The 23,932-nt window shown below is 50.8% G+C and carries 25 protein-coding genes and 1 pseudogene; 11 read left to right on the forward strand and 15 right to left on the reverse strand.

Features of this window, described 5'->3' with window-relative positions; genetic code table 11:
- A partial coding sequence (locus ACUU1I_RS11625) for a tetratricopeptide repeat protein (protein ID WP_449144839.1) occupies window positions 1-339 on the forward strand: 339 nt, incomplete at its 5' end.
- A 52-nt stretch (window positions 340-391) separates the two neighbouring features.
- On the forward strand, window positions 392-2,122 hold the full coding sequence (locus ACUU1I_RS11630) for a tetratricopeptide repeat protein (RefSeq protein ID WP_000645009.1): 1,731 nt from the start codon (window positions 392-394) through the stop codon (window positions 2,120-2,122).
- Window positions 2,123-2,181: 59 nt separating this feature from the next.
- On the opposite strand, the gene yajQ is transcribed toward ACUU1I_RS11630, so the two are convergent.
- A complete protein-coding gene (yajQ, locus tag ACUU1I_RS11635; protein WP_001138904.1) occupies window positions 2,182-2,673 on the reverse strand; it encodes a nucleotide binding protein YajQ in 492 nt (163 codons plus the stop codon).
- 167 nt (window positions 2,674-2,840) lie between these two features.
- Here yajQ and panE point away from each other — a divergent pair, with 167 nt between their 5' ends.
- Together panE and yajL are read left to right on the forward strand one after the other, a co-directional pair.
- Entirely contained in the window at window positions 2,841-3,752 is a 912-nt protein-coding gene (gene panE, locus ACUU1I_RS11640; protein ID WP_000705865.1) for a 2-dehydropantoate 2-reductase, read from the forward strand.
- Complete coding sequence (yajL, locus tag ACUU1I_RS11645) at window positions 3,715-4,305, forward strand: protein deglycase YajL (protein ID WP_001276325.1); 591 nt, start codon at window positions 3,715-3,717, stop codon at window positions 4,303-4,305. Before panE ends, yajL begins: the two co-directional genes overlap by 38 nt.
- Before the next feature lie 53 nt (window positions 4,306-4,358).
- Here the strand turns inward: yajL and thiI are convergent, their stop codons facing one another.
- On the reverse strand, window positions 4,359-5,807 hold the full coding sequence (gene thiI / locus ACUU1I_RS11650; protein WP_000668704.1) for a tRNA uracil 4-sulfurtransferase ThiI: 1,449 nt from the start codon (window positions 5,805-5,807) through the stop codon (window positions 4,359-4,361).
- Between the two features lie 205 nt (window positions 5,808-6,012).
- Between thiI and xseB the strand changes: the two genes are divergently transcribed.
- From xseB to yajO, 4 genes are read left to right on the forward strand one after another with little or no spacing between them, the layout of a single operon-like run.
- Window positions 6,013-6,255, forward strand: coding sequence for an exodeoxyribonuclease VII small subunit (xseB, locus tag ACUU1I_RS11655; protein WP_001124935.1), 243 nt, complete (start codon window positions 6,013-6,015; stop codon window positions 6,253-6,255).
- The gene (ispA, locus tag ACUU1I_RS11660; protein WP_000347207.1) at window positions 6,255-7,154 is read left to right on the forward strand and encodes a (2E,6E)-farnesyl diphosphate synthase; all 900 of its coding nucleotides are present in this window, start codon (window positions 6,255-6,257) and stop codon (window positions 7,152-7,154) included. The genes xseB and ispA overlap by 1 nt, the downstream gene beginning before the upstream one ends.
- A 24-nt stretch (window positions 7,155-7,178) precedes the next feature.
- On the forward strand, window positions 7,179-9,041 hold the full coding sequence (gene dxs, locus ACUU1I_RS11665; RefSeq protein ID WP_000006824.1) for a 1-deoxy-D-xylulose-5-phosphate synthase: 1,863 nt from the start codon (window positions 7,179-7,181) through the stop codon (window positions 9,039-9,041).
- A gap of 54 nt (window positions 9,042-9,095) precedes the next feature.
- The gene (gene yajO / locus ACUU1I_RS11670) at window positions 9,096-10,070 is read left to right on the forward strand and encodes a 1-deoxyxylulose-5-phosphate synthase YajO (protein WP_001199780.1); all 975 of its coding nucleotides are present in this window, start codon (window positions 9,096-9,098) and stop codon (window positions 10,068-10,070) included.
- Between the two features lie 53 nt (window positions 10,071-10,123).
- Here the strand turns inward: yajO and pgpA are convergent, their stop codons facing one another.
- The 6 genes from pgpA to nrdR form a co-directional block, all read right to left on the reverse strand.
- A complete protein-coding gene (gene pgpA / locus ACUU1I_RS11675; RefSeq protein ID WP_000154044.1) occupies window positions 10,124-10,642 on the reverse strand; it encodes a phosphatidylglycerophosphatase A in 519 nt (172 codons plus the stop codon).
- Window positions 10,620-11,597, reverse strand: coding sequence for a thiamine-phosphate kinase (thiL, locus tag ACUU1I_RS11680; protein ID WP_000752112.1), 978 nt, complete (start codon window positions 11,595-11,597; stop codon window positions 10,620-10,622). Before thiL ends, pgpA begins: the two co-directional genes overlap by 23 nt.
- A gap of 77 nt (window positions 11,598-11,674) precedes the next feature.
- Window positions 11,675-12,094, reverse strand: a complete 420-nt coding sequence (gene nusB, locus ACUU1I_RS11685) for a transcription antitermination factor NusB (RefSeq protein ID WP_000801125.1) — start codon at window positions 12,092-12,094, stop codon at window positions 11,675-11,677.
- Window positions 12,095-12,113: 19 nt separating this feature from the next.
- Window positions 12,114-12,584 (reverse strand): 6,7-dimethyl-8-ribityllumazine synthase, encoded by a 471-nt coding sequence (gene ribH, locus ACUU1I_RS11690; RefSeq protein ID WP_001021160.1) that lies wholly within the window; start codon window positions 12,582-12,584, stop codon window positions 12,114-12,116.
- Between the two features lie 88 nt (window positions 12,585-12,672).
- Window positions 12,673-13,776 (reverse strand): bifunctional diaminohydroxyphosphoribosylaminopyrimidine deaminase/5-amino-6-(5-phosphoribosylamino)uracil reductase RibD, encoded by a 1,104-nt coding sequence (ribD, locus tag ACUU1I_RS11695; protein WP_001150448.1) that lies wholly within the window; start codon window positions 13,774-13,776, stop codon window positions 12,673-12,675.
- A gap of 3 nt (window positions 13,777-13,779) precedes the next feature.
- A complete protein-coding gene (gene nrdR, locus ACUU1I_RS11700) occupies window positions 13,780-14,229 on the reverse strand; it encodes a transcriptional regulator NrdR (protein ID WP_000543539.1) in 450 nt (149 codons plus the stop codon).
- A gap of 150 nt (window positions 14,230-14,379) precedes the next feature.
- Between nrdR and ACUU1I_RS11705 the strand changes: the two genes are divergently transcribed.
- Complete coding sequence (locus ACUU1I_RS11705; RefSeq protein WP_001382892.1) at window positions 14,380-14,919, forward strand: SadB/YajI family lipoprotein; 540 nt, start codon at window positions 14,380-14,382, stop codon at window positions 14,917-14,919.
- A gap of 298 nt (window positions 14,920-15,217) precedes the next feature.
- Window positions 15,218-16,102 (forward strand): nucleoside-specific channel-forming protein Tsx, encoded by an 885-nt coding sequence (gene tsx / locus ACUU1I_RS11710; RefSeq protein WP_001295328.1) that lies wholly within the window; start codon window positions 15,218-15,220, stop codon window positions 16,100-16,102.
- Between the two features lie 176 nt (window positions 16,103-16,278).
- Here tsx and yajD read toward each other — a convergent pair whose 3' ends face one another.
- From yajD to queA, 6 genes are all read right to left on the reverse strand, one after another.
- Window positions 16,279-16,626 (reverse strand): HNH nuclease YajD, encoded by a 348-nt coding sequence (gene yajD, locus ACUU1I_RS11715; RefSeq protein ID WP_000974813.1) that lies wholly within the window; start codon window positions 16,624-16,626, stop codon window positions 16,279-16,281.
- Window positions 16,627-16,754: 128 nt separating this feature from the next.
- Window positions 16,755-17,726, reverse strand: coding sequence for a protein translocase subunit SecF (secF, locus tag ACUU1I_RS11720; RefSeq protein WP_000046637.1), 972 nt, complete (start codon window positions 17,724-17,726; stop codon window positions 16,755-16,757).
- A gap of 10 nt (window positions 17,727-17,736) precedes the next feature.
- On the reverse strand, window positions 17,737-19,584 hold the full coding sequence (gene secD / locus ACUU1I_RS11725) for a protein translocase subunit SecD (RefSeq protein WP_000934822.1): 1,848 nt from the start codon (window positions 19,582-19,584) through the stop codon (window positions 17,737-17,739).
- 27 nt (window positions 19,585-19,611) lie between these two features.
- Window positions 19,612-19,944 carry a preprotein translocase subunit YajC gene (gene yajC, locus ACUU1I_RS11730; protein ID WP_000007629.1) on the reverse strand — a complete coding sequence of 111 codons (333 nt, stop codon included), beginning with the start codon at window positions 19,942-19,944 and terminating at the stop codon, window positions 19,612-19,614.
- A gap of 22 nt (window positions 19,945-19,966) precedes the next feature.
- Window positions 19,967-21,094 carry a tRNA guanosine(34) transglycosylase Tgt gene (gene tgt, locus ACUU1I_RS11735; RefSeq protein ID WP_000667326.1) on the reverse strand — a complete coding sequence of 376 codons (1,128 nt, stop codon included), beginning with the start codon at window positions 21,092-21,094 and terminating at the stop codon, window positions 19,967-19,969.
- A gap of 54 nt (window positions 21,095-21,148) precedes the next feature.
- Window positions 21,149-22,219, reverse strand: a complete 1,071-nt coding sequence (queA, locus tag ACUU1I_RS11740; protein WP_001266503.1) for a tRNA preQ1(34) S-adenosylmethionine ribosyltransferase-isomerase QueA — start codon at window positions 22,217-22,219, stop codon at window positions 21,149-21,151.
- A 92-nt stretch (window positions 22,220-22,311) separates the two neighbouring features.
- On the opposite strand from queA, the pseudogene acpH reads away from it, so the two are divergent.
- Window positions 22,312-22,885, forward strand: a pseudogene (acpH, locus tag ACUU1I_RS11745) (ACP phosphodiesterase).
- A 4-nt stretch (window positions 22,886-22,889) separates the two neighbouring features.
- Here acpH and malZ read toward each other — a convergent pair.
- The coding region (malZ, locus tag ACUU1I_RS11750) for a maltodextrin glucosidase (RefSeq protein WP_032156943.1) at window positions 22,890-23,932 on the reverse strand (1,043 nt) is incomplete at its 5' end.

Genomic DNA, 23,932 nt, shown 5'->3' on the forward strand with positions numbered 1-23,932 from the left:
TACAAAGGCAATGGTATACCTGCAAACAATGAAAAATACCTAGCATATCTGCAACAAGCTGCAACACTGGGCAGTAGTAATGCCCAGGCGGAAATTGGCTATTTATATCTCATCGGAAAAGAACTACCACAGAATCTTCCTGATGCTGGTGTCTGGTTCAAAAAAGCAGCTGCACAAGGTAATTTTGCCGCACATTTCTATCTGGGAAGGATGTATCAGAATGGTGACGGCGTTGAGAGAAATATGGAAAAAGCCAGGTTTCATCTATCTAATGCGGCAGAAGGTGGAATAGAACCTGCGCTTAAAGCATTAAATGAACTTGAACATCAAACAAAATAAAACGCTCAGGGACCACGTAAGGTTCATCAAACAGAAAAGGATATAGTTTGCGATGAAAGCGAAATCTACTTTGTTATTAATGATTTTATCTGTTTTTTATTCTCATCAGGTTTTATCCAGCGACCCCACTCAGCCGGATGTTTATTCTGTCGTCGAGAAAAAACTAAACTCTGCTTTACCTCTGGAAGAAAATACCACCTTCAGATCGCAGGCTGAATGGTTTAATTTGCAATATGAATTATTAGTATCTGGCTACCCTGAACGTGCTTACAATTTACTGAGCAAACTTGAGACAGAATCGAAAAACGCTAAATATTATCTGGATTTAACTGCCTCCAGAGTCGCTGAAGAAGAAGCACCAGAGACAGCCTTAACTTTTTTATCAAAAATTGGGTTAAATAAACCGGCTACTCTTACATCCTTTGAGAGCTATATCAATAGCTGGATGAAAAGCAAACAACCCGAAAAGGCTATGCAGCTTCTCAGCCTCGATGAGAATGCCCTGAATTATTATTTACCGACTGTGTTAGTCGCATATCAGATCGTTCCTGATAAGGCAATAAGTATTTATAATTCTGTATATGGAGATAATGTTGTTATACCCTATCAGCAAGTCACCATGTTACTTACAGTTGCGGAGGGTTATCAAACAAAAGGCGATATAAAAAACGCCATTCATTATGCCGATAAGGCGCTGAATATGTTTGATAAAGCTATTGCTGTAGATAGCAGTCGTGAATCCCATTATAGTGATGAGTATTTGAAACTCATGAATATCTACGCCGCCAATGGCAACAAAGAAAAAGCGGTGGTTTTATCTCAACGTCTACACAAAGCCATTACCGAATCTCAATCGAATTACTTAAGTACTCTGGAAGGAATTTTATTGTTTTATAGAAATAATGATATGCAGCAAGACTATCAAAACAGCCTTTCAAATTACATAGTATTTATCGATGAAATTTTTGCCTTTTCCCCATCAACAAGAAGTGAATTAAGCCTCATTAATTTATTAAATTCATTAAATGAGGTGGAATTGATGAGAAAACGTCTGGCGTTTCTGATGACAGCACCAGAATACGCTTGTTATGATAGTCAGTATTGTTATGAAGACAAAGTCAGCGCATTAAAAATCCTGTATCGTCATCATGACAATGAGCTAATGGACAAATATTTCACGACTCTTCTTAAAGAGATCAGTAATCAACCATTAGAAGACTGGGATATAATAATAAGTAATACTGGTGAAAAATTTAGTGAAGTGGGTCTAACCAAATATGCTCAACATCTCGCATCTTTCGCTGAAGAATTTTATATAAAAGAGCAAAAATCACATTCTGAAAGTGAAATGAGAGGACTATTTTCATCACTTGCCGAATTATATAGTTTTGGTAATGATACTGCCAGCGCAAACCGAGTGTTCCATCAGCATGTCCCTGCCTTCAATACAGATCATATGATTCAATATTTTATAAATGCCAAAGAATGGAACAATGCCAGGGAATTATTGATAAAAGAGGAAATGTTGGGTATGCATAATCTGATATTGTTGGAGAATATTTGTATGCAAAAAAATGCAGAATGCATGGCACACATTACCTTTACGCTTAATAAATTAACAACACAACCAGCAATAACAAAAATAGATAGCGTGGGTAATGAGCAACTTTATCAGATTGGCAAAATCTACCATAAGTTGGAAATTAAACCTGAGCCAGAGCAACAGGTTTTAATTCAGTCGCTTTATGACCGGGCATCAGGAAGCGCCTCTGCAACTCAATAAATGCATGGTCAAAAGGGCCACCACGGTGGCCCTGACAATCAGTAGCTATATCCAGAAAGTTAATCGCGGAAGTTTTTGAACTGGAACGGCTGACCGAGATCGCCACCGCGCACCATCGCCATGACAGCCTGCAAATCATCACGAGATTTGCCAGTCACGCGGATCTCATCGCCCTGAATTTGCGCCTGCACTTTCAGTTTGCTGTCTTTGATCATCTTGACGATTTTTTTCTGAGTGGCGCTCTCAATGCCCTGTTTCAGTTTCGCTTCCACAAACCAGGTTTTACCGCTATGAACGATATTTTCCGGTACATCCAGTGAACTGCCTTCAATGCCGCGCTTCAGCAGCTTGGCACGCAGAATATCCAGCAACTGATTGACCTGGAAGTCGGACTCGCTCAACACTTTGATGGTTTTGCTGGCGTCGTTCAGCTCAAATGAGGCTTCAACGTTACGGAAGTCAAAACGGGACTCCACTTCGCGACTCGCGTTATCGACCGCGTTACGTGCTTCCTGAAGATCAACTTCAGAGACAATATCGAAAGATGGCATCTTTTCCTCTCCCTTCATTTTTGATGCGAAGCATAATACCTGCAAAGTTAAATAACCAACAGTCCTGCACCAGGACGTATCCCTTAATTGTGCATAGTCGCAACAGCATGCACAATTAAGGGATAGCCTTATTGAACACCCGGAGTGGTTGTGGGTGAGGAGGAACAATGAAAATTACCGTATTGGGATGCGGTGCCTTAGGGCAATTATGGCTTACAGCACTTTGTAAACAGGGTCATGAAGTTCAGGGCTGGCTGCGCGTACCGCAACCTTATTGTAGTGTGAATCTGGTTGAGACAGATGGTTCGATATTTAACGAATCGCTGACCGCCAACGATCCCGATTTTCTCGCCACCAGCGATCTGCTCCTGGTGACGCTGAAAGCATGGCAGGTTTCCGATGCCGTCAAAAGCCTCGCATCCACACTGCCTGTAACTACGCCAATACTGTTAATTCACAACGGCATGGGCACCATCGAAGAATTGCAAAACATTCAGCAGCCATTACTGATGGGCACCACCACCCATGCCGCCCGCCGCGACGGCAATGTCATTATTCATGTGGCAAACGGAATCACGCATATCGGTCCGGCACGGCAACAGGATGGCGATTACAGTTATCTGGCGGATATTTTGCAAACCGTGTTGCCTGACGTTGCCTGGCATAACAATATTCGCGCCGAGCTGTGGCGCAAGCTGGCCGTCAACTGCGTGATTAATCCACTGACTGCCATCTGGAATTGCCCGAACGGTGAATTACGTCATCATCCGCAAGAAATTATGCAAATATGCGAAGAAGTCGCGGCAGTGATCGAACGCGAAGGGCATCATACTTCAGCGGAAGATTTGCGTGATTACGTGATGCAGGTGATTGATGCCACAGCGGAAAATATCTCGTCGATGTTGCAGGATATCCGCGCGCTGCGCCACACCGAAATCGACTATATCAATGGTTTTCTCTTACGCCGCGCCCGCGCGCATGGGATTGCCGTACCGGAAAACACCCGCCTGTTTGAAATGGTAAAAAGAAAGGAGAGTGAATATGAGCGCATCGGCACTGGTTTGCCTCGCCCCTGGTAGTGAAGAGACTGAAGCCGTCACCACGATCGACCTCTTGGTTCGCGGCGGTATCAAAGTCACCACTGCCAGCGTCGACAGCGATGGCAACCTGGCAATTACCTGCTCGCGCGGCGTGAAGCTGCTGGCGGATGCGCCGCTGGTCGAAGTGGCTGATGGCGAATATGACGTGATCGTGCTGCCTGGTGGCATTAAAGGCACGGAGTGTTTTCGCGATAGCACTCTGCTGGTTGAAACCGTTAAACAGTTCCACCGTTCCGGGCGTATCGTCGCGGCTATTTGCGCCGCGCCAGCCACCGTGCTGGTGCCGCACGATATCTTTCCGATTGGCAATATGACCGGCTTCCCGACGCTGAAAGACAAAATTCCCGCTGAACAATGGCAGGACAAGCGCGTCGTCTGGGATGCACGGGTAAAATTGCTGACCAGCCAGGGGCCGGGTACAGCTATCGACTTTGGTCTGAAAATTATCGACCTGCTGGTTGGGCGCGAGAAAGCCCATGAAGTGGCATCACAACTGGTGATGGCGGCAGGGATTTATAATTATTACGAGTAGTGTCGGATGCGGCAAACGTCGCATCTGACCAGATGCGACGTAAAAACTACAAATTACGGGCGATATACCTTCACATTGTTAAAGCCTTGCTCGCGCAGATAGAGCGCCTGCAGACGGCTCATCACCCCGCGCTCACACCACAGCAGCCAGGTTTTGTTCTGGTCGAGATCGCCAAATTTGGTGCTCAGTTTATAGAACGGCAGAGAAACCACATCAATCCCTTCGACTTTCAGTGGCTTATCTTCCTGTTCATCGACAGAACGGATATCGAGAATCACGTCGTTCGGGCCGAAGCCGTTGACGGTTTCCACTTCCACCACTTCCTGCTCGGTCTGCTGGGCGATTTCGCGGATATCAACGTTATTCGCTTCCTCAACCACTTTATCGAGAATACTGAAGTCGAACTTCTCTTCTTCCGCTTCAATCTTCGATTTAACCGCTTTCACCGTCGGGCTTTTGGAGATCACGCCACAATATTCCGGCATCGTGCGAGCAAAGTCTTCGGTGCCAATCTGGCGAGCCAGGTTGATGATGTGCTCTTTGTCGTAAGAAATCAGCGGACGCAGGATCAGCGTGTCAGAGACGTTATCAATCAGGCGCAGGTTGGTCAGCGTCTGACTGGACACCTGGCCGAGCGCTTCGCCGGTGACCAGCGCCTGTACGCCGTAACGTTCAGCCACTTTAGATGCGGCACGCACCATCATACGTTTGAGGATAACGCCCATCTGACCGTCGTCGATTTTCTCGAGAATTTCCCCGACAACCGGTTCGAAATTAATGGCGACAAAACGCACGCGGTGGGAGCTGCCAAAGCGGTTCCACAGATAATGCGCCACCTGACGCACGCCAATTTCATGCGCTGCGCCGCCGAGGTTAAAGAAGCAGTAATGCACGCGGCAGCCGCGACGCATCAACATATAACTGGAAACACCGGAGTCGAAACCACCGGAAATGAGCGACAGCACATCTTCCTGGGTGCCAATCGGGAAACCACCAATACCTTCGTAGCGACCTTTAATCAGCAGGAGGCGATCGTCTTCCACTTCCAGATGAACCGTTACATCCGGGTTAGTCAGCTTCACGCGCGCGGATTCAATATGCTGATTTAAACCGCCGCCGACGTAACGTTCCACATCAATCGAGCTAAAATCATGTTTGCCACGGCGCTTCACGCGTACGCAGAAGGTTTTGCCTTCCAGCTGATCGCGATACTGAACCAACGCTTTCTCAAAAATATCGTGCATGTCGGTAAACGGCACGTCTTCGACTTCGAGAATATGGTGGATACCCGGAATACGGGTCAGGGCGTCGCGAATAGTCAGACGCTGGTTTTCATCTTTCGCGCGAACTTCGATGTTATCCCAGTGGCGGACGACAGCGAGCGTCTCATCATAGTGCTTTAAAACGTTACGAATGTTCCCGGTAAGGATTTTTATAAAGCGCAAGCGCACAGATTGGCTTTTGATGGTGATTTCCGGGAACAATTTAATGATAAACTTCATGGCGGCAATGGTTCGTTGGCAAGCCTTAAGCGACTTGTATAGGGAAAAATACAGCAGCCCACACCTGCGGCTGCATCCAGGCGCGGAAGTATACCACTAACATCGCTTTGCTGCGCACATCACCTTACCATTGCGCGTTATTTGCTATTTGCCCTGAGTCCGTTACCATGACGGGGCGAAAAATATTGAGAGTCAGACATTCATTATGCCGAAGAAAAATGAGGCGCCCGCCAGCTTTGAAAAGGCGCTGAGCGAGCTGGAACAGATTGTAACCCGTCTGGAAAGTGGCGACCTGCCGCTGGAAGAGGCGCTGAACGAGTTCGAACGCGGCGTGCAGCTGGCACGTCAGGGGCAGGCCAAATTACAACAAGCCGAACAGCGCGTACAAATTCTGCTGTCTGACAATGAAGACGCCTCTCTAACCCCTTTTACACCGGACAATGAGTAATGGACTTTCCGCAGCAATTCGAAGCCTGCGTTAAGCAGGCCAACCAGGCGCTGAGCCGTTTTATCGCCCCACTGCCCTTTCAGAACACTCCCGTGGTCGAAACCATGCAGTATGGCGCATTATTAGGTGGTAAGCGCCTGCGACCTTTCCTGGTTTATGCCACCGGTCATATGTTTGGCGTTAGCACAAACACGCTGGACGCACCCGCTGCTGCCGTAGAGTGTATCCACGCTTACTCATTAATTCATGATGATTTACCGGCGATGGATGATGACGATCTGCGTCGCGGTTTGCCGACCTGCCATGTGAAGTTTGGCGAAGCAAACGCGATTCTCGCTGGCGACGCTTTACAAACGCTGGCGTTCTCGATTCTAAGCGATGCCAATATGCCGGAAGTGTCGGATCGCGACAGAATTTCGATGATTTCTGAACTGGCGAGCGCCAGCGGTATTGCCGGAATGTGCGGTGGTCAGGCATTAGATTTAGACGCGGAAGGCAAACACGTACCTCTGGACGCGCTTGAGCGTATTCATCGTCATAAAACCGGCGCATTGATTCGCGCCGCCGTTCGCCTTGGTGCATTAAGCGCCGGAGATAAAGGGCGTCGTGCTCTGCCAGTACTCGACAAGTACGCAGAGAGCATCGGCCTTGCCTTCCAGGTTCAGGATGACATCCTGGATGTGGTAGGAGATACTGCAACGTTGGGAAAACGCCAGGGTGCCGACCAGCAACTTGGTAAAAGTACCTACCCTGCACTTCTGGGTCTTGAGCAAGCCCGGAAGAAAGCCCGGGATCTGATCGACGATGCCCGTCAGTCGCTGAAACAACTGGCTGAACAGTCACTCGATACCTCGGCACTGGAAGCGCTAGCGGACTACATCATCCAGCGTAATAAATAAACAATAAGTATTAATAGGCCCCTGATGAGTTTTGATATTGCCAAATACCCGACCCTGGCACTGGTCGACTCCACCCAGGAGTTACGACTGTTGCCGAAAGAGAGTTTACCGAAACTCTGCGACGAACTGCGCCGCTATTTACTCGACAGCGTGAGCCGTTCCAGCGGGCACTTCGCCTCCGGGCTGGGCACGGTCGAACTGACCGTGGCGCTGCACTATGTCTACAACACCCCATTTGACCAATTGATTTGGGATGTGGGACATCAGGCTTATCCGCATAAAATTTTGACCGGACGCCGCGACAAAATCGGCACCATCCGTCAGAAAGGCGGTCTGCACCCGTTCCCGTGGCGCGGCGAAAGCGAATATGACGTATTAAGCGTCGGGCATTCATCAACCTCCATCAGTGCCGGAATTGGTATTGCGGTTGCTGCCGAGAAAGAAGGCAAAAATCGCCGCACCGTCTGTGTGATTGGCGACGGCGCGATTACCGCTGGCATGGCGTTTGAAGCGATGAATCACGCGGGCGATATTCGTCCTGATATGCTGGTGGTCCTCAACGACAATGAAATGTCGATTTCCGAAAATGTTGGCGCGCTTAACAACCATCTGGCTCAGCTGCTTTCCGGTAAGCTTTACTCTTCACTGCGCGAAGGCGGGAAAAAAGTTTTCTCTGGCGTGCCGCCCATTAAAGAGCTGCTCAAACGTACCGAAGAACATATTAAAGGCATGGTGGTGCCTGGCACGTTGTTTGAAGAGCTGGGATTTAACTACATCGGCCCGGTGGACGGTCACGATGTGCTGGGGCTTATCACCACGCTAAAGAACATGCGCGACCTGAAAGGCCCGCAGTTCCTGCATATCATGACCAAAAAAGGTCGTGGTTATGAACCGGCAGAAAAAGACCCGATCACTTTCCACGCCGTGCCTAAATTTGATCCCTCCAGCGGTTGTTTGCCGAAAAGTAGCGGCGGTTTGCCGAGCTATTCAAAAATCTTTGGCGACTGGTTGTGCGAAACGGCAGCGAAAGACAACAAGCTGATGGCGATTACTCCGGCGATGCGTGAAGGTTCCGGCATGGTCGAGTTTTCACGTAAATTCCCGGATCGTTACTTCGACGTGGCTATTGCCGAGCAACACGCAGTGACCTTTGCCGCCGGTCTGGCGATTGGTGGATACAAACCCATTGTCGCGATCTACTCCACCTTCCTGCAACGCGCCTATGATCAGGTGCTGCATGACGTGGCAATTCAAAAGCTACCGGTCCTGTTCGCCATTGACCGCGCGGGCATTGTTGGTGCTGACGGTCAAACTCACCAGGGCGCTTTTGATCTCTCTTACCTGCGCTGCATACCAGAAATGGTCATTATGACCCCGAGCGATGAAAACGAATGTCGCCAGATGCTCTATACCGGCTATCACTATAACGATGGCCCGTCCGCGGTGCGCTACCCGCGCGGCAACGCGGTTGGCGTGGAACTGACGCCGCTGGAAAAACTACCAATTGGCAAAGGCATTGTGAAGCGTCGTGGCGAGAAACTGGTGATCCTTAACTTTGGTACGCTGATGCCAGAAGCGGCCAAAGTCGCCGAATCGCTGAACGCTACGCTGGTCGATATGCGTTTTGTGAAACCACTTGATGAAGCGTTAATTCTGGAAATGGCCGCCAGCCATGAAGCGCTGGTCACCGTAGAAGAAAACGCCATTATGGGCGGCGCAGGTAGCGGAGTGAACGAAGTGCTGATGGCCCATCGTAAACCAGTACCCGTGCTGAACATTGGCCTGCCGGACTTCTTTATTCCGCAAGGAACTCAGGAAGAAATGCGCGCCGAACTCGGCCTCGATGCCGCCGGTATGGAAGCCAAAATCAAGGCCTGGCTGGCATAATCCCTACTCCACTCCTGCTATGCTTAAGAAATTATTCATGGCAGGAGTGGCAGCATGCAATACAACCCCTTAGGAAAAACCGACCTTCGCGTTTCCCGACTTTGCCTCGGCTGTATGACCTTTGGCGAGCCAGATCGCGGTAATCACGCATGGACACTGCCGGAAGAGAACAGCCGTCCCATAATTAAACGCGCGCTGGAAGGTGGCATAAATTTCTTTGATACCGCCAATAGCTATTCCGATGGTAGCAGCGAAGAGATCGTTGGTCGCGCACTGCGGGATTTCGCCCGTCGTGAAGACGTAGTCGTTGCCACCAAAGTGTTCCATCGCGTTGGTGATTTACCGGAAGGATTATCCCGTGCACAAATTTTGCGCTCTATCAACGACAGCCTGCGACGTCTCGGCATGGATTATGTCGATATCCTGCAAATTCATCGCGGGGATTACAACACGCCGATCGAAGAGACGCTGGAAGCCCTGAACGACGTGGTAAAAGCCGGGAAAGCGCGTTATATCGGCGCGTCATCCATGCACGCTTCGCAGTTTGCTCAGGCGCTGGAACTACAAAAACAGCACTGCTGGGCGCAGTTTGTCAGTATGCAGGATCACTATAATCTGATTTATCGCGAAGAAGAGCGCGAGATGCTGCCTCTGTGTTATCAGGAGGGCGTGGCGGTGATTCCGTGGAGCCCGATGGCGCGGGGGCGACTGACGCGTCCATGGGGAGAAACTACCGCACGACTGGTGTCTGATGAGGTGGGGAAAAATCTCTATAAAGAAAGCGATGAAAATGACGCGCAGATCGCAGAGCGGTTAACGGGCGTCAGTGAAGAACTCGGTGCAACACGAGCACAAGTTGCGCTGGCCTGGTTGTTAAGTAAACCGGGCATTGCCGCACCGATTATCGGAACTTCGCGGGAAGAACAGCTTGATGAGCTGCTGAACGCGGTGGATATCACTTTGAAGCCAGAACAGATTGCCGAGCTGGAAACGCCGTATAAACCGCATGCGGTCGTAGGATTTAAATAAGAGTCCAGGCCTGATGAGACGTGACAAGCGTCACATCAGGCATCGGTGCACAACTACGACAGAATACCCAGCGGCCAGTGATGACCGATAAAGTACAGGATGCCTGCGGAAATCACCCCGGCGACAATATCGTCGATCATGATCCCCATGCCGCCATGTACATTGCGATCAAACCAGCGGATCGGCCACGGCTTCCACATATCCAGAATACGGAAAATCACAAACCCGGCGGCAACCCACTGCCAGTCATTGGTCGGCAGCGCCATGAGCGTGATCCACATACCAATAAATTCGTCCCAGACAATGCTGCCGTGATCGTGCACGCCCATATCTTTCGCCGTTTGATGACAAAGATAGACGCCGATACAGATCCCCAACATCACCACCAGCGAGTAGAGCTGCCAGGGTAAAAAGGTCATCAGATACCAGAAAGGGATCGCCGCCAGCGATCCCATCGTGCCAGGAACGATTGGGCTTAATCCACTTCCGAATCCGACAGCAAGCAGATGCCACGGATTACTCATCTTCAGGCGACTTTTCGCGACATCTTTATGGCGTGGCAAAATGGTCATATCCTTTCCAGTCAAACGTGACAGGTTCGCCGTCACGAATAAAACAAAGCCCTTCGATATCGGCGGTCATTTGCCCGATACAGGTAAACGGTACGCCAAGGTGTCCGAGAGCAACATCCAGCGCGCCACGGTTCAGTTCCGGCACCGTGAAACACAACTCGTAATCTTCACCGCCAGAGAGCGCCCAGCGCAGCGCCTGTTCCGGTTCAACATGGCGAGAAAGCACATCAGAAAACGGCAGCAATGCCAGGTCAATACGTGCGCCGCAGTCGCTGGCTTTCACGATATGCCCGAGATCGGAAATCAGACCGTCAGAGAGATCGATAGCTGAATTTGCCAGATCGCGCAGTGCCTGCCCCTGTAAAATACGCGGCGATGGACGGAGATGACGTTTGATCAAGTAGTCAGCATCTTTAGCATCGGCAACCTGCAAACGGTTTTGCAAAATCGCCAGCCCGGCGGCGCTATCGCCCGGTGTACCGGTCACATAGATCCAGTCACCCGGTTTCGCCCCAGAGCGCGTTAAGGCTCGTCCCATCGGAACAAAGCCGTGGATACCCAACGTCATTGATAATGGCCCACGCGTGGTATCGCCGCCAATGAGTTGCATATCGTAATAATTGAGAAGATCAAACAAACTGTCGCTGAAGGACTCAAGCCACGCTTCGTCTACGTCCGGTAAGGTTAATGCCAGCGTCAGCCAGGCCGGATCGGCCCCCATCGCTGCCAGATCGCTTAGGTTCACCGCCAGTGCTTTATAAGCCAGATCAGCAGGATCGATATCAGGGAGGAAATGGTTGCCCGCCACCAGCGTATCAGTGCTGATCGCCAGGGTCTGTTTCTCGGGGATATTGAGAAGAGCGCAATCGTCGCCGATGCCCAGTTCGACATCAAGACGAGAACTTCTTACACGGTCAAAATAACGGGCAATCAGGGAGAACTCGCCACATGCCATACGTTATGCCTCAGCAGGTAAAAAAGAAAAGGCCGGCGATCATGGAACAGTCTTCCGTGAATCTACCGGCCTGGATATTACTTTTTGTTAGGGCGAATCACAGGTGCTGCTTTATCGAGTACGCCGTTGACGAACTTATGGCTGTCTTCTGCGCCGAACGATTTCGCCAGTTCGATCGCTTCGTTAATGGCCACTTTGTATGGCACATCACTACGTTTAGACAGTTCGTACAGCGCAATGCGCAGTACTGCTTTTTCTACCTGGCCCAGTTCTTCCAGCAGGCGGGACAGGTAGGGCTTCATCAGTCCGTCGAGGTATGCGGTGTTAGTCGCCACCCCGGCCAGCAGCTCACGGAAGTACAGAACGTCAACGTCTTTTACATCCTGTTCAGCCAGGAACTGGTATTCAACATCAGCGATGTCGTTCTGGGACAACTGCCAGGAGTAGAGCGCCTGGACGGCACACTCACGAGCGCGGCGACGAGCAGCAGGTTTCACGGATTTCCCCTTACTAATTTCAGGCCTTGATGGCTTTCAATACATTAATCATTTCAAGCGCGGTCAGTGCAGCTTCTGCACCTTTGTTGCCAGCTTTGGTGCCAGCACGTTCGATCGCTTGTTCAATGCTTTCAGTGGTCAGAACCCCAAAAGCAACCGGAATTTCGCTGTCCTGGGCAACATGCGCCAGGCCGTTGCTTGCACCACCAGCGACATATTCAAAGTGGGCAGAGCCACCACGAATAACCGTACCCAGCGCAATCACCGCGTCGTATTTACCGGTTTTAGCCAGTGCACCCGCCGCCAGCGGCAGCTCATAGGCACCAGGCACCCAAACAACGGTAATGTTTTCATCTTTTACCTGACCGATACGTTTCAGTGCGTCAATTGCACCTTCCAGCAGGCTGTCATTGATAAAGTTGTTGAAACGCGCGATGGTGATGGCGACGCGAGCGTCCGGGGTAGCAACGTTAGCTTCAATAATGTTCATTTTCTTCCTTCGGGTTCGAGTATGGCCCCGCAGGGGGGCGGATTTTAGCATAATATTTCGTGCGCTGCTTCCCTTTCGAGCCGGGAGATCATGCCCCCACTAAATGCAGGCAAACATCCGGGCCTACATGACGTATCTCTTTGAATTTAAATTGGGGGGCGTCGGCTAATTTCTCAAGCCCTGGCAGCGAGCATAATCCACGGGCGTCGCTGCCTAATAGTTTAGGTGCGATATAGACAATCAGTTCATCGACTAAACCCGCCTGTAGCAATACGCCAGCGAGCGTTGGCCCCGCTTCCACCCAGATGCTGTTAATCTGCTGTTTACCCAGTTGCATCATCAGTACAACCAGATCCAGATGACCTTTATGCTCTGGAATCAGCAAGGTACGCACCGTTTCCGGCCACTCACGAGAATCTTCCTGCGTACGCGCGAACCAGGTTTCGCCGGGCTGCTGCACAATGCGATGTTCCGGCGTCACGCGATTTTGGCTATCAATCACAATACGTACTGGCTGGCGGAGATTTTGTTGCGGGTAGAGCGCCTGAGTTTGTTCATCCAGTTCAGACCAACGCACTGTTAAGGCTGGATCATCCGCCAGCACCGTGGCGCTGCTGGTTAAAATGGCATGACTTTGTGCGCGCTGTCGTTGTACGTCGCGCCGCGCCTGAGGCGAAGTGATCCACTGGCTTTCGCCGCTCGCCATCGCCGTGCGGCCATCAAGCGATGCGCCAAGTTTTAACTGAATATAAGGAAAGCCGGTGCGCATCCGCTTGAGAAAGCCTTTATTCAATTGCTCGGCTTCACTCATCATCAGCCCGTGGCTGACGTCAATGCCAGCCTGTTGCAGACGGTAAAGTCCACGCCCAGCGACCTGCGGGTTAGGATCTTGCATCGCTGCGACCACGCGCGCTACGCCAGCGGCGATGAGTGCGTCACAGCACGGTGGCGTACGGCCATGATGGCTACAGGGTTCGAGTGTCACATACGCCGTTGCGCCTTTGGCTTTTTCACCCGCCATACGCAACGCGTGTACTTCGGCATGTGGTTCACCCGCTCGTTGGTGGTAACCTTCACCGACAATTTCGCCATCTTTGACAATGACGCACCCGACATTCGGGTTGGGGTGGGTGGTAAAACGTCCTCGTTGCGCCAGCTTTAGCGCCCGCGCCATGTAATACTCGTCCTGCACGGCTTAGTCCTCCAGGCGCGCGATCTCTTCGCCAAATTCTTTGATATCTTCGAAACTGCGGTAGACAGAGGCAAAACGGATATAGGCGACTTTATCGAGCTTTTTCAATTGCTCCATCACCAGATTGCCAATCATCTTGCTCGGTACTTCGCGCTCACCGGTGGCGCGCAGCTGCGATTTAATATGATTGATTGCCATTTCAACGTAATCGGAACTCACCGGACGTTTTTCCAGCGCCCGCAGCATTCCGCTACGCAATTTCTCTTCATTAAACGGTTCACGCACGTCGTTGCTTTTTACAACACGCGGCATAACCAGCTCCGCCACTTCAAAGGTGGTGAAACGTTCATTACACACCAGACACTGCCGACGGCGGCGTACGGATGAACCCTCGCCCACGAGACGAGAGTCAATTACCTTAGTGTCCACGGCGAAACAGAATGGGCAATGCATACGGCGTCCTGACCAGGTGGTTAACGGAAATCTATTTTACCCTGAACTGACGATACAACAAAGGCGCAACGCTTTTGAGATAAAGGATCGATGCTTTCGCTGCTTTTACCCTCTACCATTAGGCTAATTGCGACGAGAAAGGGACGACCTATGAATACTAACGTTTTTCGACTGCTCCTGCTGGGAAGCCTGTTCAGCCTTAGCGCCTGTGTGCAGCAAAGTGAAGTGCGACAGATGAAACACAGCGTCAGCACGCTGAACCAGGAGATGACGCAACTCAATCAAGAAACAGTCAAAATCACTCAGCAAAACAGGCTGAATGCAAAATCCAGCAGTGGGGTTTACCTTCTGCCTGGAGCGAAAACACCGGCAAGACTGGAAAGCCAGATCGGTACTTTACGTATGTCGCTGGTGAATATTACGCCTGATACAGATGGCACCACCCTTACACTACGTATTCAGGGTGAGTCGAATGATCCCTTGCCCGCATTCAGCGGAACTGTTGAATATGGGCAAATTCAGGGAACAATAGACAACTTTCAGGAAATCAATGTGCAGAATCAATTGATTAATGCCCCTGCCAGCGTCCTCGCCCCCAGCGATGTTGATATTCCGTTACAATTAAAGGGGATTTCTGTGGATCAGTTAGGCTTTGTACGTATCCACGACATTCAACCTGTTATGCAGTAAACGTATTTTGGGACGATTTTGTGCGTCCCGCAACATCTTTCCCCGTCATTTTGTTACTCTGCTTACATCACTTGGATTGATAGTAAAAGTTTGCAACAAGGGCGAAAGTCAGTACAATCCCCGCCCGAATGTGTGTAAACGTGAACGCAATCGATTACGTAAATGATAGAACTGTGAAACGAAACATATTTTTGTGAGCAATGATTTTTATAATAGGCTCCTCTGTATACGAAATATTTAGAAACGCAATTTGCGCCTTTTTCACTCCCGCAAGGGATTTTCAAACAGTGGCATACATATGAAAAAAACATTACTGGCAGCCGGTGCGGTACTGGCGCTCTCTTCGTCTTTTACTGTCAACGCAGCTGAAAACGACAAACCGCAGTATCTTTCCGACTGGTGGCACCAGAGCGTTAACGTTGTCGGAAGCTATCACACCCGTTTCGGACCGCAGATCCGCAACGATACCTACCTTGAGTACGAAGCATTCGCTAAAAAAGACTGGTTCGACTTCTATGGTTATGCGGATGCGCCGGTATTCTTCGGCGGTAACTCCGATGCTAAAGGTATCTGGAACCACGGTTCTCCGCTGTTTATGGAAATCGAACCACGTTTCTCCATCGACAAGCTGACCAATACTGACCTTAGCTTCGGTCCGTTCAAAGAGTGGTACTTCGCGAACAACTACATTTACGACATGGGTCGTAATAAAGATGGTCGCCAGAGCACCTGGTACATGGGTCTGGGTACCGATATCGACACTGGCCTGCCGATGAGCCTGTCCATGAACGTCTATGCGAAATACCAGTGGCAGAACTATGGCGCAGCGAACGAAAACGAGTGGGACGGTTACCGTTTCAAAATTAAATACTTTGTGCCGATTACCGATCTGTGGGGCGGTCAGCTGAGCTACATCGGCTTCACCAACTTCGACTGGGGTTCCGATTTAGGGGATGACAGCGGTAACGCAATCAACGGTATTAAGACCCGTACTAATAACTCTATCGCTTCCAGCCATATTCTGGCTCTGAACTACGATCACTGGCACTACTCTGTCGTAGCTCGTTACTGGCACGACGGTGGTCAGTGGAACGACGATGCAGAACTGAACTTCGGCAACGGCAACTTCAACGTTCGCTCTACCGGCTGGGGTGGTTACCTGGTAGTAGGTTACAACTTCTGATTATGAAAATGCCGGGATTTATTCCCGGCATTTCTGATTGTTAACAACATGTGCTTTGTTCATGCCGGATGCGGCGTAAACGCTTTGTCCGGCCCACAAAAGCACGTAAATTCAATATATTGCTGAAATAACGTAGGCCTGATAAGCGTAGCGCATCAGGCAATTTTACGTTTTAATCACTTCTTCTTGTTCATCATCGCTTTCAGATCAGCGAATGGGTTGTACTTCGCTTCACCGACATCTTTCTGCGCATCTTCCCCTGCGATAACGGTCGTACCATACTGATCCGCTTCGGTATATTTCGAATGCTCATGATCGTGGCAATAGAGACACAACAATTCCCAGTTACTGCCATCTTCCGGGTTATTGGTATGGTCGTGATCAATGTGGTGAACGGTAAGTTCACGCAGGTTAGAATAAACAAACTCGCGGGAACAGCGACCGCAGACCCACGGATAGATTTTTAATGCTTTTTCGCGATAGCCGCTTTCTAACCGTGCATAGTTTTTTGGGATGATAGCCATGAAAAGTTACCTGGATGAAATGTAGGGTTACGCGCAGTTTCCCAAGATGCGGGGATTTTCGCAATCTCCATACATCAAAAAAAATCCCGATCTTCTGACCGGGATTTTCAACATCAACGGGAACTTGATTAAGGCAGAATTGACGGCTGATCCGCCCCTTCTTTTTCCACTTTCTGCTGCAACATGTGTTCGCGCTTCATACCCAGTTTCAGAGCCAACGCAGATGCTACGTAGATGGAAGATGCAGTGCCGATGGAAACACCGATAAGCATGGTCAGCGAGAAGCCTTCCAGTACCGGACCACCGAAGAGATACAGCATCAGGATAACCATCAAGGTAGTACCGGATGTGATCAAGGTACGGTGCAGCGTCTGGGTCAAGGACACGTTAAAGATTTCGTAAGGCGTACCGCGACGGATCTTGCGGAAGTTTTCACGAATTCGGTCCGATACCACGATACTGTCGTTAAGCGAGTAACCGATAACCGACATCAACGATGCCACAATGGTCAGGTCAATCTCGATATGGAATAACGACAAAATACCCAGCGTAATGATAACGTCGTGCGCCAGCGCAATAACCACCCCTGCCGCCAGTCGCCACTCAAAGCGGAAACCTACGTACACGAGGATAGACAGCAGCGCTGCCATCAACGCCATCGCACCGGTTTGCGCAAGGTCTGCCCCCACGCTCGGACCGACGAACTCAATACGCTTCACTGCTGCATTCTGATTGGTGGATTCGTTAATCACCTTCAGAACTTGGCTGCCCAGCACCTGACCGCCGGTTTCGCCTTCAGCAGGCGGCATACGGACCATGATGTCGTGGCTGCTACCAAAGTTTTGCAGCATTGGCTCTTCAAAACCGGCTTTTTGCAATGCATCACGCATTACGTCAATTTCAGCCGGTTTTTCGAGCGTAATTTCGATAACCGTACCACCGGTGAAATCCAGCCCCCAGTTAAAGCCGCGCACGCCCATAATAACGATAGCAGCGATTAACAGCAGACCAGAGATGCCGAAAGCCCAGTAGTCCCAGCGCATAAAGTCATAGACTTTACGGCCGTGGTTTAGTTGTTCAACAGTATATTCCTGTGCCACATCGCACTCCTCAGATTGACAGCTTCTTGACGCGCTTGCCGCCATATAGCAGGTTTACGATGGCACGCGTACCGACAATCGCGGTAAACATCGACGTCGCCACACCGATACCGGTAGTAATCGCGAACCCTTTAATTGCCCCGGTACCCACTGCGTACAGGATGATGACTTTAATCAGCGTGGTGATGTTCGCATCGAAGATAGAACTGAATGCGCCACGATAACCTTCATCAATTGCCTGTTGAACAGTACGTCCGTTGCTCAACTCTTCTTTAATACGTTCGTTGATCAGTACGTTCGCATCGACCGCTACCGCAAGGGTTAAGACGATACCCGCGATACCTGGCATACTCAGTGTTGCGCCTGGCAACAGCGACATAATACCGACGATCAAGATCAAGTTGGCAATCAGAGCACTGGTCGCAATCAGACCAAACTTCTTATAGAAGATGATCATGAACAGAATAGAAACCAGCAGACCGGCAAGGCAAGCCTCCAGCCCCTGCTCAATGTTCTGCATACCCAGGGTCGGGCCAATTGTACGTTCTTCAACAATCTGAATCGGCGCGATCAACGCACCGGCACGCAGCAGCAGTGACAGCTGACGGGCTTCGTTCGGGTTGTTGATGCCGGTGATACGGAAGCTGTTACCCAGACGAGACTGGATGTTGGCGATGTTAATCACCTCTTCCTGTTTCACCAGAACCGCACGACCATTTGCATCTTTCTTACCGCTGTCTTTGTACTCCACAAACAGGGTTGCCATCGGTTTGCCGATGTTGTCCTTGGTGAAGTTAGACATAATGTTGCCACCAGCGCTATCGAGCGAGATGTTAACCTGCGGCTGGTTGTATTCGTCCTGGCTGGAAGTGGAGTCGGTGATATGGTCACCAGTCAGAATTACGCGTTTGTACAGCACAACCGGCTGACCTTCGCGGGTCTGTTTCACTTCAGAGTCGCCCGGTACGCGACCGGATGCCGCAGCGGCCTGATCAACATTGGTGTTTACCAGACGGAATTCCAGCGTTGCCGTCGCGCCCAGAATCTCTTTCGCACGCGCAGTGTCCTGAATACCAGGCAGTTCAACAACGATACGGTCAGCACCCTGACGCTGAACCACCGGCTCCGCCACGCCAAGTTGGTTTACACGGTTACGCAGGATATTAATGTTCTGCTGCACCGCATATTCACGCGCTTCACTCAGACGAGCATCGCTCATTACCGCACGCAGCTGGTTGCTGCCCTGGCTGCTAATCACCAGGTCCGGATGGCGCTTGCTCAGATACGCAATGGCTTCATCACGAGCTTTAGCATCGCGGAAAGTGATGCTCAGGCCGTAGTTGTTTTCTTTACGAACAGTGGTATACGGGATGCCCTTTTCGCGCAGGTCACTGCGTAGGCTATCGATATTTTGTTCCTGGAGTTTGCCAAGCGCGGTGTCCATATCCACTTCCATCAGGAAGTGAACGCCGCCACGCAGGTCAAGGCCGAGCTTCATCGGCTCAGCATGAATAGCTGCCAGCCAGCGCGGCGTTGCCGGGGCAAGGTTAAGCGCCACGACGTATTTGTCACCCATAACGCCCATTAATGCTTCACGAGCGCGCAACTGGGTGTCAGTGGAGTCGAAGCGCGCAAGAATAGCGCCCTCTTCCAGTGCCACAGACTTAGCAGTTATTTTTTCTTCTTGTAACGTTTTCTGGACCTGGATCAGCGTTTGCTCACTGGCGGCGACTCCGCGCGCACCAGTGATCTGAACAGCCGGATCCTCACCAAACAGGTTGGGAAGCGCATACAGCAGACCGATGACAATCACCACGATCAGCATGACGTACTTCCACAAAGGATAACGGTTTAACACGGCAATTCCCTTAGGGAAAAATTTTAATTACAGCGCCTTCATGGTGCCTTTCGGCAGGACGGCAGCTACGAAGTCACGTTTAATAACTACTTCAGTGGTGTCATTCAGCGCGATAGCAATGTAGCCGTTTTCCGCTACTTTGGTTACGCGACCAACCAGGCCACCGTTCGTCAGAACTTCATCACCTTTGGCAATGGAGTCCATCAGCTTTTTGTGTTCTTTGGTGCGCTTCTGCTGTGGACGCAGGATCATGAAATAGAAAATCAGACCGAATACCACCAGCATCAAAATCAAAGACATCGGGCTACCTTGCGCCGGTGCACCCGTTGCCGCTACCGCATCAGAAATAAAAAAGCTCATTAAATTTCCCTCATTATTAATATTAATCAACGTTCAAAGGTGGTACTTCTCGCCCCTGACGCTGGTAAAAATCAGTTACGAAGCTCTCTAATTTACCCTCTTCAATAGCCTTGCGTAAACCCGCCATCAAACGCTGGTAGTAACGAAGGTTATGAATGGTGTTGAGTCGCGCGCCTAATATTTCGTTGCAACGGTCGAGATGATGCAAGTAAGCGCGTGAATAATTGCGACAGGTGTAGCAATCACACTCAGGATCGAGTGGGCCAGTATCGCTCTTATATTTCGCATTGCGGATTTTCACCACGCCATCGGTCACGAACAAATGACCATTTCGGGCGTTGCGGGTTGGCATTACGCAGTCAAACATATCGATACCGCGACGTACGCCTTCAACCAGGTCTTCCGGTTTACCAACGCCCATCAGGTAACGCGGTTTGTCTGCCGGAATTTGCGGACACACATGCTCCAGAATACGGTGCATATCTGCTTTCGGCTCACCCACAGCCAGACCGCCGACAGCGTAGCCATCAAAGCCGATATCTACCAGACCTTTAACAGATATATCACGTAAATCTTCGTAAATACTGCCCTGAATTATACCAAATAACGCATTTTTGTTACCAAGACTGTCAAAACGCTCACGGCTACGCTTCGCCCAACGCAGAGACATCTCCATAGAGCGTTTTGCGTAATCCCAGTCAGCAGGATACGGCGTACACTCATCAAAGATCATGACGATATCCGAACCAAGATCGTACTGAATCTCCATCGACTTTTCCGGGTCGAGGAAAATCGGGTCGCCGTTGATCGGGTTACGGAAGTGAACGCCCTGTTCGGTGATTTTACGAATATCACCAAGGCTGAAGACCTGGAAGCCGCCGGAGTCGGTAAGAATCGGTCCTTTCCACTGCATAAAATCGTGCATATCGCCGTGCAGTTTCATGATTTCCTGGCCCGGGCGCAGCCACAGGTGGAAAGTGTTGCCGAGGATAATTTGCGCGCCAGTGGCTTCAACTTCTTCCGGCGTCATCCCTTTTACGGTGCCGTAGGTGCCAACAGGCATAAAACAAGGCGTTTCCACTACGCCACGATCAAAGACCAGGCGGCCACGGCGTGCGCGACCGTCGGTGGTGTCCAGTTCAAATTTCATTTTTTCTCCACTACGTCAGAAAAACAGTCCAACGTTTAAACCAGCGCCGCGGAATTACTCCCCGACGCGCTCATTAATTGCCTGCGGATTGTACGTGATAAACATCGCATCACCGTAACTAAAAAAGCGATATTTCTCTTCTACCGCCGCTTTATAGGCATTCATGGTGTGTTGATAACCGGCAAAGGCCGAAACCAGCATAATCAGCGTCGACTCTGGCAAGTGGAAGTTCGTCACCAGCGCATCGACCACTTTGTACTGGAAGCCCGGATAGATAAAGATTTGGGTATCGTCAAAGAACGGTTCGATAAGATCGTTTTTTGCCGCCTGTGCCGCGCTTTCCAGCGAACGTACTGAAGTGGTGCCAACCGCAATCACCCGGTTACCGCGCGCTTTCGCCGCCAGTACCGCGTCTACCACATCCTGCGGTACTTCAGCGTATTCCGAGTGCATGATGTGATCTTCAATGGTGTCGACGCGCACCGGCTGGAAGGTGCCCGCACCAACGTGCAACGTCACAAACGCCATCTCCACGCCTTTGGCGCGTAATTTTTCCAGCAAAGGCTCGTCAAAATGCAGACCAGCGGTCGGGGCTGCAACCGCGCCCGGTTTTTCGCTATAAACGGTTTGATAAAGTTCGCGGTCAGCGTCTTCGTCCGGACGATCGATATACGGCGGCAGCGGCATATGGCCGATGCTGTTGAGGATATCCAGTACCGAGCGTTCATCATTAAATTCGACTTCAAACAGTGCGCCGTGGCGCGCGGTCATTGTTGCGTTGATACTTTCGTCATCGCCCAGCAACAGTTCTGCGCCAGGTTTTGGCGCTTTCGAGGCGCGAATATGCGCAAGAATGCGTTTGTCGTCGAGCATCCGCTCAACCAGCACTTCAATCTTACCGCCGCTGGCTTTACGCCCAAACAGACGCGCCGGGATCACGCGGGTATTATTAAAAACCAGAAGATCGCCGGGGTTGAGCTTATCGAGTAAATCGGTGAAAGTACCGTGCGTCAGCGCACCCGTCGGCCCGTCCAGCGACAGTAAACGACAGCTACTGCGTTCAGGCATGGGATAGTGGGCAATCAGGGATTCGGGCAATTCAAAGGAGAAATCGGTAACGCGCATGACACTGACTCAGACTAAAATAAGAGTCGGGTAGTCTAGTGCCGGGGCGCTCTCCCTGCAACCTTTACCCCCCTTTGGATAGAATATAATCGATGAATTTTTTAGCTCACCTGCATTTAGCCCATCTCGCGGAAAGCTCGCTTTCTGGCAATTTACTGGCTGATTTCGTACGCGGAAATCCTGAAGAAAGTTTTCCGCCCGACGTCGTGGCTGGCATTCATATGCATCGACGTATTGACTGACAATCTGCCGGAAGTCCGCGAAGCACGGGAGTGGTTTCGTAGTGAAACGCGCCGCGTTGCGCCTATTACGCTGGATGTCATGTGGGATCACTTTCTTTCCCGCCACTGGTCGCAGCTGTCGCCGGACTTTCCACTACAGGAATTTGTCTGTTATGCCCGCGAGCAAGTGATGACGATTTTGCCGGACTCACCGCCACGTTTTATCAATCTGAACAATTACTTGTGGTCAGAGCAGTGGCTGGTGCGCTATCGCGATATGGATTTCATCCAGAACGTGTTAAACGGCATGGCAAGCCGCCGCCCACGTCTGGATGCCCTGCGTGACTCCTGGTACGATTTAGACGCTCATTATGACGCCCTCGAAACCCGCTTCTGGCAGTTTTATCCGCGGATGATGGCGCAGGCGTCACACAAGGCGTTATAAAACGTTAGTTCATCCATACCGTAGCCGAAATGGCAGGCAAAGCCAGAATCCCGTCAGTCAGTTGCCCATGCCCTTCTTTGCATTGCCATTGCACGGCATTGAGAAACGGTGACGCGGGTAGCACCACTTCACTGGCCTCGCCACGGTTGATTGCCACCAGTACACGTTGCTGATTCAGCACGCGGACAAATACCACTACGTTATCTTCCGCATACAGCACCTGACAGCCGCCACGACGCAGCGCCTGACTTTTCTTACGCAGCACAATCATTCGCCGGTACAGCGCGAATAACGCCGTATCCTGCTTTTCCACCTGCCAGGGGAACGGTTTACGGCAAGACGGATCGTTTTTACCATCCAGTCCCACTTCATCACCGTAATAAATGCACGGTACACCAGGCCAGGTGAACAGCCAGACCACCGCCAGCGGCAGGCGCGCAATATCCCGACCGAGCAGCGTTTTAAATCGCGCAGTATCGTGGCTATCGAGCTGATTAAACATACGTAATTGTTGTTGATGAGAAAGCCCTGCGCGGTAATTATCCATCCAGGCCATACAGGTTTGGGCGTCAATTTGCTGCGGATCATAAGAGATGTCGGTATTGGCAAGAAATCCCCACAACGGGAATGTGAAGCCACGATAGTTCATGGCAGCATCTTCCACATCGGCCTGTAACCATTGCCGTGCATCGCCAAAATGTTCGCCGACAATATACGCTTCCGACTGGGTTTCTTTCGCCGCTTCGGTGATCCCGGCAACGTGCTGCATATTATTGCGCGCCCCACCCGCCTCCCCCAGCATATGCACCACATCCAGCCGCCAGCCGTCCATATTCCACGGCGCTTTCAGCCAGTGGCGGACAATACTGTCTTCCCCGCGATAAATTTCATTCACCAGACTTTCCGACTGATAATCCAGCTTCGGCAAGCTGGCATAGCCAAGCCAGTCGAGCGCCGTGCCATCATCACTAAACAAGTACCAGTCGCGCCAGGGCGATTCAGAGTTGTGACAAGCTCCCCCCGTGCCAAGATTGTGCCTGTCAAACC

The organism is Shigella sp. SIG3 (genome assembly GCF_053555855.1).